Source organism: Methylibium petroleiphilum PM1, assembly GCF_000015725.1.
Lineage (GTDB): Bacteria > Pseudomonadota > Gammaproteobacteria > Burkholderiales > Burkholderiaceae_C > Methylibium > Methylibium petroleiphilum.
Genome location: NC_008825.1, coordinates 825,928 through 840,961, shown reverse-complemented (window position 1 = coordinate 840,961; position 15,034 = coordinate 825,928). Strand labels below are relative to the sequence as shown.

Sequence of the window (15,034 nt, the reverse complement as noted above, 5' to 3'; positions counted from 1 at the left end):
AACCGGGACAGCAGCTCGCCCGCTGCGGCTCAGAAGTGGTACTCGGCGCGGATCATTGGCGTGCGCGCGGTCGCGCCGTCGCCGGCCCCCGGGGTCTCGGTCGGGTTGCCGAACTTGTTCTTCCAGTACTCGTAGGCCAGGCCCACCTTGAAGGTGCCCTTGGGCGCGCCGGCCAGCACGCCGACGTCGAGCATCAGCTTCATGTCGATGTGCGTCTCGGGCTTGGTCGGGCCGCCGAACTCGTTGGTGCCCTTGTCGCCGATGTAGAGCGCGTAGCCCTCGAAGGCCAGCGGCAGGCTCCCGATCGGGATGCCCCACTCCGCCGCCAGCGCCGGATGGGTGTCGTAGGTGTAGCGATCGGAGATTCCCTTGGGCGAGTTGCTTTCCTTGAAGGCCAGCAGCGAGAGATTCGCGAAGCCCGGCACGTCGAACATCACCGTCGGGCCGAACACGAACATGCGCTTCTTCGAGGCGTAGCCGTCGTTCTTGGTGTTCCAGTCGAAGCCGGCGGTGAAGCCGAAGCCGCGCACCGGGCCGACCTTGAGGTCCTTGCTCATGACCTTGCCGAAGTCGAGCAGGTGGCGGTAGACGATGTAGACCTCTTGCGCACCGGAAGCACCGGGCGTGCCGTCGCCCGGGTCGTTGCGGTCCGACAGCAGCAGGTCGGCGTTGAAGAAGTTGACGCCGTACTTGTAGCCGCTCACGTGCGTCAGGCCGACGATCGTCTTGGTGATGTCGTTGCGCGAACCGTCCGGGTTGTTGTTGAAAGGCTCGGCGAACTGGGTGCCGTAGCGCACGCTGATCGCGGTGTCGCTCCAGTCGGCGGCGAAGCTGGTGCAGCTCAGCGCGGCGAGCGCGAGCGCGAAGGCGGTCTTGCAGTTCGGATTCATCATGGTCCTTCGGAGGAGTGGTGAAGCGTCGGACCGCAACTTCCGTACCAGAAGAAAAGGCCTCTCCAGCGGCCGGGATGCCACCAAAAGAGGCATCACACTTTTGGTATACCAATTCGTGCACCATGTTGAATCCAACAACGAATCCATTCGCCCGCCGATGCGACCCGTGCTCTACGAGCCCGCGCCTCCGCGCTCAGCCGCGCTCGTGGCGGCACGCGCCGGCCACGTAGGTCGCGACGAGATTGCGCTCGTCGCCTAGCGTCATCCACGCGAACACGCGCTCGTGCAGCGCAGTCAGCGGCGACACGCCGGCACGACCGCGGCGCGCCACCGCATCGCGGTGCGTGGCGACCGGGCCGACCGCCCAGTCCCACACCGCCAGGTCAGCCAGCGCACCATGTCCGAGGTGACCCATCTCGTGCGCCAGGCCCAGCGCCTCGGCGGCGCCGCGCGTCGCGGCATGCAGCGCCTTCCAGGCGCTGAGCTTCACGCCGCGCAGCGCCTGCACCTTGTAGGCATCGGCCAGCGTGCGCAGCATCGACAGGCTGGTGCCGCCGCCCACGTCGCTGGCCATCGACACGCGGTAGCCGGTGTCGACCGCGGCCTGCCAGTCGAACAAACCACTGCCGAGGAACAGGTTGCTCGACGGGCAGAAGGCGATCTGCGCACCGGTGTCGCGCAGCAACGCGCGGTCGGTGTCGTCGAGCCAGATGCCGTGCGCCAGCACCGCGCGCTCGTGCAGCAGACCGTGCCGGTGGTAGACATCGAGGTAGCTGCGAGCCTCGGGGAACAGCTCGGCGATCCAGCGCACCTCGTCGGTGTTCTCGGCCACGTGGGTCTGCATGTACACGCCCGGGTGTTCGCGGCACAGCCGACCGGCCATCGCCAGCTGCTCCGGCGTGCTGGTGGCCGCGAAGCGCACCGTCACCGCGTACGACAGGCGGCCGTTGCCGTGCCAGCGCGCGATCAGATCGGCGCAATCTCGCTCGGCCTGCAGCACGTCGTCGCGCAGGCCGTCGGGCGCGTGGCGGTCCATCAGCACCTTGCCGGCCACCAGCCGCATGCCGCGTGCGCGGGCCGAGGTGAACAGCGCCTCGGTCGCGCCCTTGTGGACAGTCGGGAACACCACCGCCGAGGTGGTGCCGTGCGCCAGCAGCGCATCGACGAAGCGCTCGGCACCGCTGGCCGCCACCAGCGGATCGGCATAGCGCAGCTCGGCCGGGAAGGTGTAGGTGTTCAGCCACTCGAGCAACGCGGTGCCGTAGCTCGCGATCACGTCGAGCTGCGGGCAGTGCACATGGGTGTCGATGAAGCCCGGCGTGATCAGCCGCCCGGCGTGGTCCACACGCTGCCAGCTCGCGTCGGGGCCGCTGCCGGCGCGGGCCGGCTCGGCACCGACGATGCGGCCGTCCTCGACCAGCAGCCAGTGGTCGGGCCGGTAGCGCACGCCGGCGGCGTCGCCAGGGGCAGCGAAGCCGGGGTCGACCTCGATGTCGAGCAGGTCGCCGAACAGGGCCAGCCTTTGGCTCATGCGGTGCTCCCTTGCGTGGTCATCAGTGAGCGCCGGCGCGCGGGGCCGCGGCACCCGGCTTCGGCAGGCCGCGCGCCACATCGCGCATCACGCCGCGCAGCCACCGACCGGCGGCCGACTGGTGGCTCAGCTCGTGCCAGAGCTGGTAGTACACCAGCGCCGGGAACGGCACCGGGCAGCGCACGATGCGCAGGCCCGGCAGCTGACCGACGTAGCGGCTGCAGAACAACCGGCCGGTGGTGAGCACCAGCCGCGAGTGCGCCACCATCTGCGGCCCCAGGCCGAAGTAGGGGCTGCGCACCACGATGTCGCGCGCCAGACCCAGCGCGTCGAGGTGCTCGTCGATCACGCCGCGCGCACCGGGGTGCAGCGGCGTCGGCGCGATGTGCTCGCTGGCCAGGTAGCGCTCGGCGGTCCAGCTGCGCGGGCTCTTCACGGCCGGGTGGTCCTCGGCGACCAGGCAGACGATCTCGTCGGACAGCAGGCGGCCCAGGTGCAGCTCGGCCGGTGGCCGCAGCCAGTTTCCGATCACCAGGTCGACCTCGCCGCGCGCCAGGCCCTTGCGGTAGTCGAACTCGGCCGACAGCGGCAGCACCTCAACGCGGATGCCCGGCGCCTCGGCGCGCAGCCGCGTCACGAGCGCGGGCAGGAACTGCGGGTCGAGATAGTCGCTCGCCGCCACGCGGAAGGTCGTCTCGCTGTGCGCCGGGTCGAAGGCCAGCGCCTCGGCGCGCGAGCCGAACAACCGCTCGGCGTTGCGCAGCAGCTCTGCCGCCGGCTCCAGCAGTTGCAGCGCCACCGCGGTCGGCGCCATGCCGGTGCCGGAGCGCACCAACAACGGGTCGCCGACCAGCGCCCGCAGGCGCTTGAGCTGGGCGCTGACGGCCGGCTGGGTGGTGCGCAGCCTGAGTGCGGCACGCGACACGCTGCGTTCGGTGATCACGGTGTGGAGGACGCGGACGAGATGGAGCTCGATCTTGTCGAAAAGCGTGGGCTGGCTCATATCGTCATCGGCATACCGGTTATCGCTGGCATCGTATTCGCATGGGGTCGGCGTGGAGTACCTTCGGCCCGAACCGCAAGATTCGTCAGACCGCGCCCCGCCCGCCGCTCCCCCAACGCCACGCAATGAGCCTGCCAGCCGTTCGCTTCTTCCACCGAGGCCGCGTCGTCGCGGTCGAGGGCGCATCGCCGACACGCAGCGTGCTGAACTGGCTGCGCGAGGACGCCCGCTGCACCGGCAGCAAGGAGGGCTGCAACGAGGGCGACTGCGGCGCCTGCACCGTGGTCGTCGCCGAGCTGGCCGAGCATGCCGATGCGGTGGGCACGACCTCGGCGCGCGCCACCGTGGTCGGCGGCCTGAGCCTGCGCACGGTGAACAGCTGCATCCAGTTCCTGCCCACGCTGCACGGCAAGGCGCTGCTGACGGTGGAGGATCTGCAGGCGATCGCCCAGGGCATGGCCGTCGCGGACCCCGGCGTGGGCACGCTGCACCCGGTGCAGCAGGCGCTGGTCGACTGCCACGGCTCGCAGTGCGGCTTCTGCACGCCGGGCTTCGCGATGTCGCTCGCGGCCTGCTACGAGCGCCACTGCGAGGCCGGCTCGCAGCCGACGCGCGCCGAGCTGGCCGACGAGCTGTCGGGCAACCTGTGCCGCTGCACCGGCTACCGCCCCATCCTCGACGCCGGCGAGCGCATGTTCACGCTGCCGCCGAAGCGGCTGGACACCGCGCCCATCGTCGCGGCGCTGCGCTCCCTGCAAGGGCAGCAGCCCGGCGACGCCACCGCCGAGCCGGCCGCCGGCTTCCACACCCCGCGCACACTGGCCGCGCTGGCGGCGCTGGTCGAGAGCCGCCCGCAGGCACGGCTGCTGGCCGGCAGCACCGACATCGGGCTGTGGGTCAACAAGCAGTTCCGTGCGCTCGGCGAGATCGTCTACCTCGGCGACGTCGACGAGCTCAAGCGCATCGAGTGGCAGGGCGACACGCTGCGCATCGGCGCCGGCGCGCCGCTCGAGGACGCGTGGCGCGCGCTGGTCGGCGTCGCGCCGGCACTCGCCGAGGTGTGGCGCCGCTTCGCGTCGCTGCCGGTGCGCAACGCCGGCACGATGGGCGGCAACGTCGCCAACGGCTCGCCGATCGGCGACAGCGCACCGGTGCTGCTGGCGCTCGATGCCGCACTGCTGCTGCGCCGCGGCGCGCAGCAGCGCCGCCTGCCACTCGCCGATTTCTACGTCGACTACATGAAGAACCGGCTCGCGCCGGGCGAGTTCATCGAGGCGATCGAGCTGCCGCGCCCGGCCGCCTCGACGCAGGTACGGGCCTACAAGCTCAGCAAGCGCTTCGACTGCGACATCTCGGCGGTGTGCGCCGGCCTCGCCCTCACGCTCGACGGCGAGACGGTGGTGCAGGCGCGCTTCGCGTTCGGCGGCATGGCGGCCATCGTCAAGCGGGCCGCGGCGGCGGAGGCCGCTGTCGTCGGCCAGCCCTGGACCGAGGCCACGGTGCAGGCGGCGATGGCCGCGCTCGCCACCGACTACGCGCCGCTGACCGACATGCGGGCGTCGGCCGGCTACCGCCTGCGCGCGTCGCAGAACCTGCTGATGCGGCTGTGGCTGGAGACGCGGCCGGTTGCGCCGCTGCCGACCTCGCAGACCAACGTGTGGGCGGCCGCTTGAGTCGGACCGTACTGCGTCCATGAGCCTTTTTTCGATGCCTGATCCTGTCGTTCCTGTCGGGCGCGCGCGGGGCCATGGGCGGGTGAGCGTCATCGCTTGGCGGGGGTACCCGATGCGCGTTGCCACTCACCCACCCACCCACGGGGCCCCACCCTCCACCTCGCCGCAGCACCGCCCCGAAGACCCTGGCATGAACAGGAACAGGAGACTCCGGTGAACAAGCAGGCCGACGCCTTCCTCGTCGACAGCAGCACCCAGCCCCCCTCGGAGCAGACCGCCCCCGAGGCCGGCCGCGCGCGACCCCATGAGTCGGCGCACCTGCACGTGGCCGGTGCGGCACCCTACATCGACGACCTGCCCGAGCTGGTCGGCACGCTGCACGCGGCACTGGGCCTGTCGCCGGTGGCGCACGGCGTGCTGAAGGCGATCGACGTCGAGCGGCTGAAGGCCCTGCCCGGCGTCGTGGCGGTGCTGACCGCGGCTGACATCCCCGGGCCCAACGACTGCGGCCCCATCGTGCACGACGAGCCCATCCTCGCCACCGGCCACGTGCACTACCTCGGCCAACCGGTGTTCGCGGTGATCGCCACCGACCGCGAGCGGGCGCGCCGCGCTGCCGCCCAGGCGAAGGCGGTGCTCTCGATCGACCCGCTGCCACCGGTGCTGAGTGCGCTGGAGGCACACGCGAAGCGGCAGTACGTGCTGCCCGACATGCACCTGGTGCGCGAGTCGGCGCCCGGCGCGCTGCACGCCGCGCTGGCCGCCGCACCGCACCGCCTGCAGGGCACGCTGAGCGTCGGCGGCCAGGAGCAGTTCTACCTGGAAGGCCAGATCTCCTACGCCTGCCCGACCGAGAACGCCGGGCTCAAGGTCCATTGTTCGACCCAGCACCCGAGCGAGATGCAGCATCTGGTGGCGCATGCGCTGGGCTGGCGCTCCAACCAGGTGCAGGTCGAATGCCGGCGCATGGGCGGTGGCTTCGGCGGCAAGGAGTCGCAGTCGGCGGTGTTCGCCTGCGTCGCCTCGGTGGCCGCGGTGAAGCTGCAGCGGCCGGTGAAGCTGCGCGTGGACCGTGACGACGACTTCCTCGTCACCGGCCGCCGGCACGGCTTCGAGTACGCCTGGGAGGTCGGCTGCGACGACGCCGGCCGCGTGCTGGCGGCCGAGGTGACGATGGTGTCGAACGCTGGCTGGAGCGCCGACCTGTCGGGCCCGGTGATGACGCGCGCGCTCTGCCACTTCGACAACGCCTACTGGCTGCCCGAGGTGGCGATGCACGGCCACAGCGCGCGCACCAACACCCAGAGCAACACCGCCTTCCGCGGCTTCGGCGGGCCGCAGGGCGCGATCGCGATCGAGGTCATCCTCGACTCGGTGGCGCGCCGGCTCGGCCTGGACCCGCTGGCGGTTCGGCGCGCCAACTTCTACGGCACGACCTCGAACAACGTCACGCCCTACGGCCAGCAGGTCGACGACAACGTGATCGCGCCGCTGGTCGACACGCTGGCCGCGAGCAGCGACTACGCCGCGCGCCGCGCGGCCGTCGCCGCCTACAACGCCGCCAGCCCGGTGCTGAAGAAGGGCCTGGCGCTGACACCGGTGAAGTTCGGCATCTCGTTCAACGTGGCGCACTTCAACCAGGCCGGCGCGCTGGTGCACATCTACACCGACGGCTCGGTGCTGGTGAACCACGGCGGCACCGAGATGGGCCAGGGCCTGAACACCAAGGTGGCGCAGGTGGTGGCGCACGAGCTCGGCATCGCCTTCGAGCGCGTGCGCGTGAGCGCCACCGACACCCACAAGGTCGCCAACACCTCGGCCACCGCGGCCTCGACCGGCAGCGACCTGAACGGCAAGGCCGCGCAGGACGCGGCCCGCCAGCTGCGCGAGCGGCTCGCCGCGCTGGCGGCCTCGATGCATGGCGGCATGCCGGAGGCGGTGCGCTTCGCCGACGACCGCGTGCACGTCAATGGCGCGAACCTCGACTTCGACGCGCTGGTGGCGCAGGCCTACGCCGCGCGCGTGCAGCTGTGGAGCGACGGCTTCTACGCCACGCCCGGCCTGCACTGGAACCGCGAGACGCTGCAGGGCCGACCGTTCTACTACTTCGCCTACGGCGCGGCGGTGGCCGAGGTGGTCGTCGATACGCTGAGCGGCGAGCACCGCCTGCTGCGCGCCGACCTGCTGCACGACGTGGGCCGCTCGCTGAATCCGGCGGTCGACATCGGCCAGGTGGAGGGCGCGTTCATCCAGGGCATGGGCTGGCTGACCTCGGAGGAGCTGGTCTGGCACCCCAAGACCGGCCTGCTGATGACGCACGCGCCCAGCACCTACAAGATCCCGACCGCGAACGACTGCCCGCCGGTCTTCCGCACCGCGCTGTTCGAGAACAACGACAACGTCGAGGACAGCATCCACCGCAGCAAGGCGGTCGGCGAGCCGCCGCTGCTGCTGCCGTTCTCGGTGTTCCTGGCGATCCGCGACGCGGTCTCGGCGGTCGGCGGCCACCGCGTCGACCCGCCGCTGCGCGCGCCGGCCACGCCCGAGGCGGTGCTCGACGCGATCGACGCGGTGCGTGCGGCACGCTGAAGCCACCATGACCCTGCGCACCCACGCCCTCCGCTGGCTCGACGCATCCCGCCCGGCGATCGTCGTCGAGGTGGCTGCCACGCGCGGCTCGGTGCCCCGCGAGGCCGGCACCCGCATGCTGGTGGCGGCCGACTCGGTGCGCGGCACGATCGGCGGCGGCCACCTCGAATGGCAGGCCATCGCGCAGGCGCGCGAGCGGCTGGCGCGCTGCACGACGCGCGGCGACGAGCCGCCGCGCGAGCAGACGCTCGCGCTCGGCCCCTCGCTCGGCCAGTGCTGCGGTGGCGAGGTCACGCTGCGCTATGCGCCGCTCGACGCGGCGTCGCTGGCGGCCTGGCCCGAGACCGTGCCACGCTTCCATCTGCAGCTCTACGGCGCCGGGCACGTGGGCCGCGCGATCGTGGCGCTGCTGGCCAGCATCGACTGCCGCGTGCAGTGGATCGACGAGCGCGAAGCCGAGTTCGACGCCTTCGCGGCGCTGGCGCCGCTGCCGCCGCACGTGCAGGCGCTGTGCGTCGACGCGGTCGAGGCCGAGGTGTCCCAGGCGCCGCCCGGCGCCTGCTACCTGGTGCTGACCCACGAGCACGACCTCGACCTGCGCATCACCGAAGCCGTACTGCGGCGCGGCGACTTCGCCTACTGCGGGCTGATCGGCTCCCGCACCAAGCGCGCACGCTTCGTGCACCGCTTCCAGGAGCGCGGCGTGTCCGACGCCGCGATCGCCCGCCTGACCTGCCCGATCGGCCTCCCCGGGATCACCGGCAAGGAGCCCGCGGTGCTGGCGATCGCAGCGGTGGCGCAGTTGCTGCAAGCCACGGGATCTGTTGTTGGCTGAGCGCTGCTGACCGGGCCGCCGGGTGAACGCCTGCGTTCGTGTCCCCCGGTGCCGGCCTCATGGCCGTCCCCTCCTCCTCTACCTCACTCCGCCATTCACCCGACGTCCCGGTCAGCACACATCACCGTGGTGCTCGAAGGCCTTCAACCCAGGCACACCGCGGTGTATCGAAGCGCCGTGACGGTCCGCTGTGTGGAGTGAGGTAGAGGAGGAGGCGGCGGCCGATCAGGCCGACGCCGGGGGACACGAACGCAACACAGCGGACCGGCGCGGCGCACACGCCGAGGCCGGACCGCCTGTGCTCCGTATCAACTCAGGACGCCGTTACCGCCACACCCGGCGCGCCCGCCACGTCGTGCGCCGGCACCGCCTCACCGTCCAGCACCTTGTGCGCCCGCTCGCGGTCGATGTCGCCCTCCCAGGCGGCCACCGCCACCGTCGCCACGCAGTTGCCGATCAGGTTGCCGAGCGCACGCGCGATGCCCATGAACCAGTCGACGGAAAGCACCAGCACCAGCCCGATCGCGGGAATCGCCGGGATGGCCTGCAGCGTGGCGGCCAGCACCACGATGGCCGAACCGGGCACGCCATGCGCGCCCTTGCTGGTCACCAGCGAGATCGCCAGGATGGTCAGCAGGTCGGTCATCGTGATCGGCGTGTTGGTCGCCTGGGCGATGAACACCGCGGCGAGCGTGATGTAGATCGAGAACGCGTCCAGGTTGAAGGAGTAGCCGGTCGGGATCACCAGGCCCACGGTCGAATCGCGGATGCCCATGTGGCGCAGCTTGGCCATGATCTGCGGCAGCACGCTGTCGGACGAGGTGGTGGCGAACACCACCGCGAGTTCCTCGCGCAGGTAGCGCAGCAGCTTCCACAGGCTGAAGCCCGAGGCTCGCATGATGCCGCCCAGCACCACCGCGACGAACAGCACCACCGCCCCGTAGAACAGCAGGACCAGCAGGCCCAGTTGCTTCAGCGAGCCGACACCGTACTTGCCGACCGTGAAGGCGATCGCGCCCAGCACCCCCAGCGGCGCCAGCTTGATGATCAGCCCCATGATCTTGAACAGCACCAACGACAGTTCGTCGATCAGCCCGGCCACGGCACGGCCCTTCTCGCCCACGAGCGCCAGCGCGCAGCCGAACAGCACCGCGAACAGCAGCACCTGCAGCACGTCGCCGGTCGCGAAGGCGGCGACCACGGTGGTCGGGATCAGCTTCAGCAGGAACTCGACGGTGCCGCCGCCGGTGAGCTTGCTGGCGTTGTCCGCATAGGCGCTCATGGCCTTGGCGTCCAGCGTGGTGGGATCCACGTTCATGCCGACCCCCGGCTGAAACAGGTAGCCTAGCGCGAGCCCGAGCGCCAGCGCGACCGCGGTGACGACCTCGAAGTACACCAGCGCCTTCACGCCAACCCGTCCCACGCGCTTCAGGTCGCCCGCGCCGGCGATGCCATGCACCACGACGCAGAACACCAGCACCGGAATGATCATCTTGATGAGCTTGATGAAGGCATCGCCCAGCGGCTTGAGCTTCACCGCCGTCTCGGGCCACAGCAGGCCCAGCAGCACGCCCAGCACGAGGGCCAGCACCACCTGGCCGAACAGGGAACGCAAGAACTTGGGCATGGCAGGCTCCCGGGCAGCGAACGGTGGAGGGGCGAAGCGCCCGGCGGGTCATGCAAGCTCGGTGCCCGCATCGCGGCGCGCCGCCCCGGCGGGCCCGCCGCCGCTCGCGGGCTTTCCCTCATGCAACTACTACATCACTAACATATTATTGATGTGCAAGAGGCGAAATGCCCTGCCGGACCGCCCGGTCCTGCCGCTCGAACCCTTCAGAGGAGACCCGGATGAAGTTCAATCGACGTGAGGTGCTGGCCTGCCTGGGCAGCAGCGCGGCCGGCCTGGCGATGCCGATGGCGGCGTGGGCCCAGAGCTGGCCGTCCAAGCCCATCAAGCTGGTCATCGGTTACAGCACCGGCGGCTCGACGGATGCCACCGCCCGCCTGGTGGGGCGGCAGCTCGAGCAGCGGCTGGGCCAGCCGATGGTATTCGAGTACAAGCCGGGCGCCGGCGCGTCGATGGGGGCCGAGTTCGTGGCCAAGTCGGTGGCCGACGGCTACACGATCGGCCTGACCGACACCGGCCCGATGGCCGTGGTGCCTCACCTGCGCAAGCTGGCCTACGACCCGACGAAGGACTTCACGCCGCTGTCCTACGTGTGCGCGACCGGCCTCGCGGTGCTGGTGCACCCCAGCGTGCCGGCCAACAACATCAAGGAACTGATCGCGCTGGCGAAGGCCGATCCGGAGAAGTACAACTACGCCAGCTCGGGCGTCGGTTCGGTGCACCACCTGGCCGGCGAGCTGTTCAAGTCGCAGGCCGGCGTGAAGATGGCGCACGTGCCCTACCGCGGCGCCGGCCCGGCGCTGACCGACCTGGTCGGCGGCCAGATCCCGGTGATGTTCGCCACCATCGGCCCGTCGCTGCAGATGATCTCGGCCGGCAAGGTCAAGGCGCTGGGCGTCACCTCGTCGAAGCGCTCGAAGGCGCTGCCCGACGTGCCCACCGTGGCCGAGCAGGGCCTCGCCGGCTACGAGGCGGTGCTGTGGTTCTCGATCGTCGGCCCGGCCAACCTGCCGGCGCCGATCTCCGCGCGGCTGCAGAAGGAACTGCAGGCCTCGCTGGTCGATCCCGAGCTGATCCGCGAGCTGGAGAAGCTGGGCAACGACGACATCGGCCCGCGCACGCCGCAGGAGGTGGCCGCGCTGGTGAAGTCGGAAATGGAGAAGTGGGGCCGCGTGATCAAGGACGCGCACATCACCGTCGACAGCTGAAGCCGGCTACGCTGGCGCCGTGGAGAGAGATGGATCGCGCGAAGGACGACGCTGAATGACGAAGAGCTGGAACCGCGGCGCCGAGCAGAAGCGGCAGCGCCTGGCGGCGGCCCGGGCGCAGGGGCTGGACAAGCTCGTCCCGGCCGAGCGGGCGATCGACCTGCTGGAAGCGGTGCTGACGCCGGGCGACCGCCTCTGCGTCGAGGGCAACAACCAGAAGCACGCCGACTTCCTGTCGGCCTGCCTCGCCCAGGTGGACCCGGCGCGCGTCAACGGGCTGCACATCGTGCAGTCCAACCTCGCGCTGCCGCAGCACCTCGACGTGTTCGAGCGCGGCATCGCCGCGAAACTGGACTTCTGCTACTCGGGCGAGCAAGGCGTGCGCATGGCGCGGCTCATCAACGAGGGCCGCATCGAGGTCGGCGCGATCCACACCTACCTCGAGCTCTACAGCCGCTACTTCGTCGACCTGACGCCGCAGGTGGCCTTCGTGGCCGCGCAGAGCGCCGACGCCGAGGGCAACCTCTACACCGGCCCCAACACCGAGGACACACCGGCGGTGGTGGAAGGCACGGCCTTCAAGAACGGCATCGTGATCGCCCAGGTGAACGAGATCGTCGAGCGCGTGCCGCGCGTCGATGTGCCGGCCGGCTGGGTGAGCTTCGTGGTGCCTTCGCCGAAGCCGCACTACATCGAGCCGATCTTCACGCGCGACCCGGCGCAGATCAGCGAGATCCAGGTGCTGATGGCCATGATGGTGATCAAGGGCCTGTACGCGCCCTACGAGATCAACCGCCTGAACCACGGCATCGGCTTCGACACCGCGGCGATCGAGCTGATCCTCCCGACCTACGCCGCCTCGCTGGGGCTGAAGGACAAGATCTGCAGCTACATGACGGTCAACCCCTGCCCGACGCTGATCCCGGCGATCGAGGCCGGCTTCGTCAAGGGCATCCACTGCGCCGGCTCCGAGCTCGGCATGGAGCGCTACATCGAGGAGCGCTCCGACGTGTTCTTCAACGGTCCCGACGGCACGATGCGCTCGAACCGCGTGTTCTGCCAGCTCGCTGGCCACTACGTCGACCTGTTCATCGGCTCCACGCTGCAGATCGACCTGGAGGGCAACTCCTCCACCGCCACGCTCAACCGCATCGCCGGCTTCGGCGGCGCGCCCAACTTCGGCTCGGAGTCGCGCGGCCGGCGCCACGCCAGCCCCGGCTGGCTGAAGGCCGGCGAGGAGAGCGCCGCCTCGCGCATGTCGGCCATGCCGCGCGGCCGCAAGCTGGTGGTGCAGCTGGTCGAGACCTTCCGCGAGAAGATGCAGCCGACCTTCGTCGAGCGGCTCGACGCCTGGCAGCTGCAGGAGGATTTCGACCTGGACCTGCCGCCGGTGATGATCTACGGCGACGACGTGACCCACATCGTCACCGAGGAAGGCATCGCCCACCTGCACCGCTGCAACACGCTGGCCGAACGCGAGCAGGCGATCCGCGGCGTGGCCGGCTACACGCCGGTGGGGCTGGCGCGCGACCCGCTCGCGGTCGAGGCGCTGCGCCGCCAGGGCATCATCCAGCGGCCCGAGGACCTGGACATCGACCCGCGCCTCGCCACGCGTGACCTGCTGGCCGCGAAGTCGATCAAGGACCTGGTGCGCTGGTCCGGCGGGCTCTACGACCCGCCCAACCGTTTCCGCAACTGGTGAACGAGCGTCGTGCGCGATGGAACACCTTGAATACGAGTTCGGCCCCTTCGAGCCGCTGCCGGCCGGGCAGGCGCCCGCGCTGGCCGGCGTGGTGAGCTCCGGCAACATGGAGGCGCTGCTCGAGCCGAAGGCGCTCGACGGCCGCCTGCGCTTCGTCATCGACACCTCAATCGAGGGCTACACCGACACCTGGCAGGCGGTGGCGGCGAACTTCGCCGCGCGACACCGCGTCGGCAACCTGCTGGTCACCGTGAACGACGCCGGCGCCACCCCCTCGGTGGTGGCGCTGCGCCTGGCGCAGGCGATGGAGGAGCTGCGCGGATGAGCAGCGAACGCCCCGACGCCGCCGCCGTGCTGTCGCCGCAGGCCGCGCGCAGCTTCTACGAAGCCAACGCGCGCCAGCGCGTGCGCGGCCTGTTCGACGCCGGCTCGGTGCACGAATGGCTGCCGCCGTCGCAGCGCATCGTCAGCCCGCACCTCGAGCAGCTCGGCCAGCCGCGTGCGCTGGACGACGGCGTGATGATCGGCCGCGCCACGCTGGCCGGCCGGCCGGTGCTGTTCGCGGCCGAGGAGCCCGGCTTCATGGGCGGCTCGGTCGGCGAAGTGCACGGCGCCAAGCTCACCGGCCTGCTGGAACGCGCCGCGCGCGACCGGCCGGCCGCCGTGGTGCTGCTGCTCGACACCGGCGGCGTGCGCCTGCACGAGGCCAACGCGGGGCTGATCGCGATCTCGGAGATCCAGCGCGCGGTGTTCTCCGCGCGCGCCGCCGGCGTGCCGGTGATCGTGGTCTCGGGCGGGGCCAACGGCTGCTACGGCGGGCTGGGCATCGTGGCGCGCTGCTGCGACCACATCGTGATGACCGAGGAAGGCCGGCTCTCGGTGTCGGGGCCGGAGGTGATCGAGTCGCAGAAGGGCGTGGAGGAGTTCGACGCCAAGGACCGCGCGCTGGTGTGGCGCACGATGGGCGGCAAGCACCGCTACCTGATCGGCGAGGCCGACGGCTTCGCGCGCGACACGATGGACGACCTGCGGCAGGCGGTCGCGGCCTTCTTCGACCGGCCGGTGCCGCTGACGCTGGAGGCGGTGGAGCGCGAGCACGCGGCGCTCGGCCGCCGGCTCGAGCGCTTCGGCGCGGCGCCCGATGCCGTCGACATCTGGTCGGGCCTGGGTGTGGCCGAGCCGCGGCAGCTGCCGCTGCTCGACACCGAGGCCTTCACCGCCCTCGCCGACCGCGTGAAGGAGCGCGGCGATGTCTGAGGCCCGCAGCCCCGCACTGGCCCTGTGCGACGGCTTGTTTCCCGGCGGCCACGACGTGCGCGCCGAAGGCCTGCTGCTGTGGGGCAGCGGGCGCACGGCCGACGGGCCGGTGGCGGTGGTGGGCACCCGCGAGCACGCGGCGATCGGCGTCGACCTCGCGCATGCGCTGGCCGCCCGGGTGCTGCAGGTGGTGCGCGAGCATCCCGGCCGGCCGATCCTGATGCTGGTCGACACCCAGGGCCAGCAGCTGTCGCGGCGCGACGAGCTGCTCGGCAACGGCGGCTATCTGGCGCACCTGGCCAAGTGCTTCGAGGTCGCGCGCAGCCGCGGCCACCGGCTGCTGAGCCTGGTGTACGGCGAGGCGGTCAGCGGCGGCTTCCTCGCGCTCGGCATGATCGCCGACCGCACCTATGCGCTGGCCGACGCGCAGATCCGCGTGATGGCACTGCCGGCCATGGCGCGCATCACGCAGATCCCGATCGAGGCGCTGCAGGAGCTCTGCCGCAGCTCGGCGATCTTCGGGCCCGGCGTCGACAACTACGCGCGGCTGGGGGCCGTCGAGGCGGTGTGGCCACGGGACGCGCTCGCCGAAGGCCTGGTGCAGGCGCTGCGCGGGCCGGCCGGCCCGGACCCGCGCGCCGCGCTCGGCCGCGAGCGCGGCGGCCGCACGCTGGCCCACGACGTGGTGCAGGCGGTGTTGCAGGCCGCCTGAGGCG

The 15,034-nt window shown here is 71.2% G+C and carries 12 protein-coding genes; 8 read left to right on the top strand and 4 right to left on the bottom strand.

What is annotated here, in order from left to right; translation table 11 throughout:
* Positions 1–29: 29 nt before the first annotated feature.
* From MPE_RS04005 to MPE_RS03995, 3 genes are all read right to left on the bottom strand, one after another.
* Positions 30–890: a hypothetical protein gene (locus MPE_RS04005; protein WP_011828402.1), complete on the bottom strand. Its 861-nt coding sequence runs from the start codon at positions 888–890 to the stop codon at positions 30–32.
* Positions 891–1,086: 196 nt separating this feature from the next.
* Positions 1,087–2,424 carry a guanine deaminase gene (guaD, locus tag MPE_RS04000; protein WP_011828401.1) on the bottom strand — a complete coding sequence of 446 codons (1,338 nt, stop codon included), beginning with the start codon at positions 2,422–2,424 and terminating at the stop codon, positions 1,087–1,089.
* Positions 2,425–2,446: 22 nt separating this feature from the next.
* Entirely contained in the window at positions 2,447–3,427 is a 981-nt protein-coding gene (locus MPE_RS03995) for a LysR family transcriptional regulator (RefSeq protein WP_011828400.1), read from the bottom strand.
* A 125-nt stretch (positions 3,428–3,552) separates the two neighbouring features.
* On the opposite strand from MPE_RS03995, the gene xdhA reads away from it, so the two are divergent.
* The 3 genes from xdhA (at position 3,553) to xdhC (ending at position 8,524) form a co-directional block, all read left to right on the top strand.
* Positions 3,553–5,100 carry a xanthine dehydrogenase small subunit gene (gene xdhA / locus MPE_RS03990; RefSeq protein ID WP_011828399.1) on the top strand — a complete coding sequence of 516 codons (1,548 nt, stop codon included), beginning with the start codon at positions 3,553–3,555 and terminating at the stop codon, positions 5,098–5,100.
* Between the two features lie 213 nt (positions 5,101–5,313).
* A complete protein-coding gene (gene xdhB, locus MPE_RS03985; RefSeq protein ID WP_049820758.1) occupies positions 5,314–7,689 on the top strand; it encodes a xanthine dehydrogenase molybdopterin binding subunit in 2,376 nt (791 codons plus the stop codon).
* A gap of 7 nt (positions 7,690–7,696) precedes the next feature.
* Positions 7,697–8,524, top strand: coding sequence for a xanthine dehydrogenase accessory protein XdhC (gene xdhC / locus MPE_RS03980; protein WP_011828397.1), 828 nt, complete (start codon positions 7,697–7,699; stop codon positions 8,522–8,524).
* Between the two features lie 313 nt (positions 8,525–8,837).
* On the opposite strand, the gene MPE_RS03975 is transcribed toward xdhC, so the two are convergent.
* A complete protein-coding gene (locus MPE_RS03975) occupies positions 8,838–10,151 on the bottom strand; it encodes a C4-dicarboxylate transporter DctA (protein WP_011828396.1) in 1,314 nt (437 codons plus the stop codon).
* A 221-nt stretch (positions 10,152–10,372) separates the two neighbouring features.
* On the opposite strand from MPE_RS03975, the gene MPE_RS03970 reads away from it, so the two are divergent.
* The 5 genes from MPE_RS03970 to MPE_RS03950 are packed head-to-tail and all read left to right on the top strand — an operon-like array spanning position 10,373 to position 15,030.
* Entirely contained in the window at positions 10,373–11,359 is a 987-nt protein-coding gene (locus MPE_RS03970) for a Bug family tripartite tricarboxylate transporter substrate binding protein (RefSeq protein ID WP_036233455.1), read from the top strand.
* 55 nt (positions 11,360–11,414) lie between these two features.
* Positions 11,415–13,061: a malonate decarboxylase subunit alpha gene (mdcA, locus tag MPE_RS03965; protein ID WP_011828394.1), complete on the top strand. Its 1,647-nt coding sequence runs from the start codon at positions 11,415–11,417 to the stop codon at positions 13,059–13,061.
* Positions 13,062–13,077: 16 nt separating this feature from the next.
* A complete protein-coding gene (mdcC, locus tag MPE_RS03960) occupies positions 13,078–13,386 on the top strand; it encodes a malonate decarboxylase acyl carrier protein (RefSeq protein ID WP_011828393.1) in 309 nt (102 codons plus the stop codon).
* Positions 13,383–14,318, top strand: coding sequence for a biotin-independent malonate decarboxylase subunit beta (locus MPE_RS03955; RefSeq protein ID WP_011828392.1), 936 nt, complete (start codon positions 13,383–13,385; stop codon positions 14,316–14,318). Before mdcC ends, MPE_RS03955 begins: the two co-directional genes overlap by 4 nt.
* Positions 14,311–15,030: a biotin-independent malonate decarboxylase subunit gamma gene (locus MPE_RS03950; protein WP_011828391.1), complete on the top strand. Its 720-nt coding sequence runs from the start codon at positions 14,311–14,313 to the stop codon at positions 15,028–15,030. The genes MPE_RS03955 and MPE_RS03950 overlap by 8 nt, the downstream gene beginning before the upstream one ends.
* Positions 15,031–15,034 lie beyond the last annotated feature (4 nt).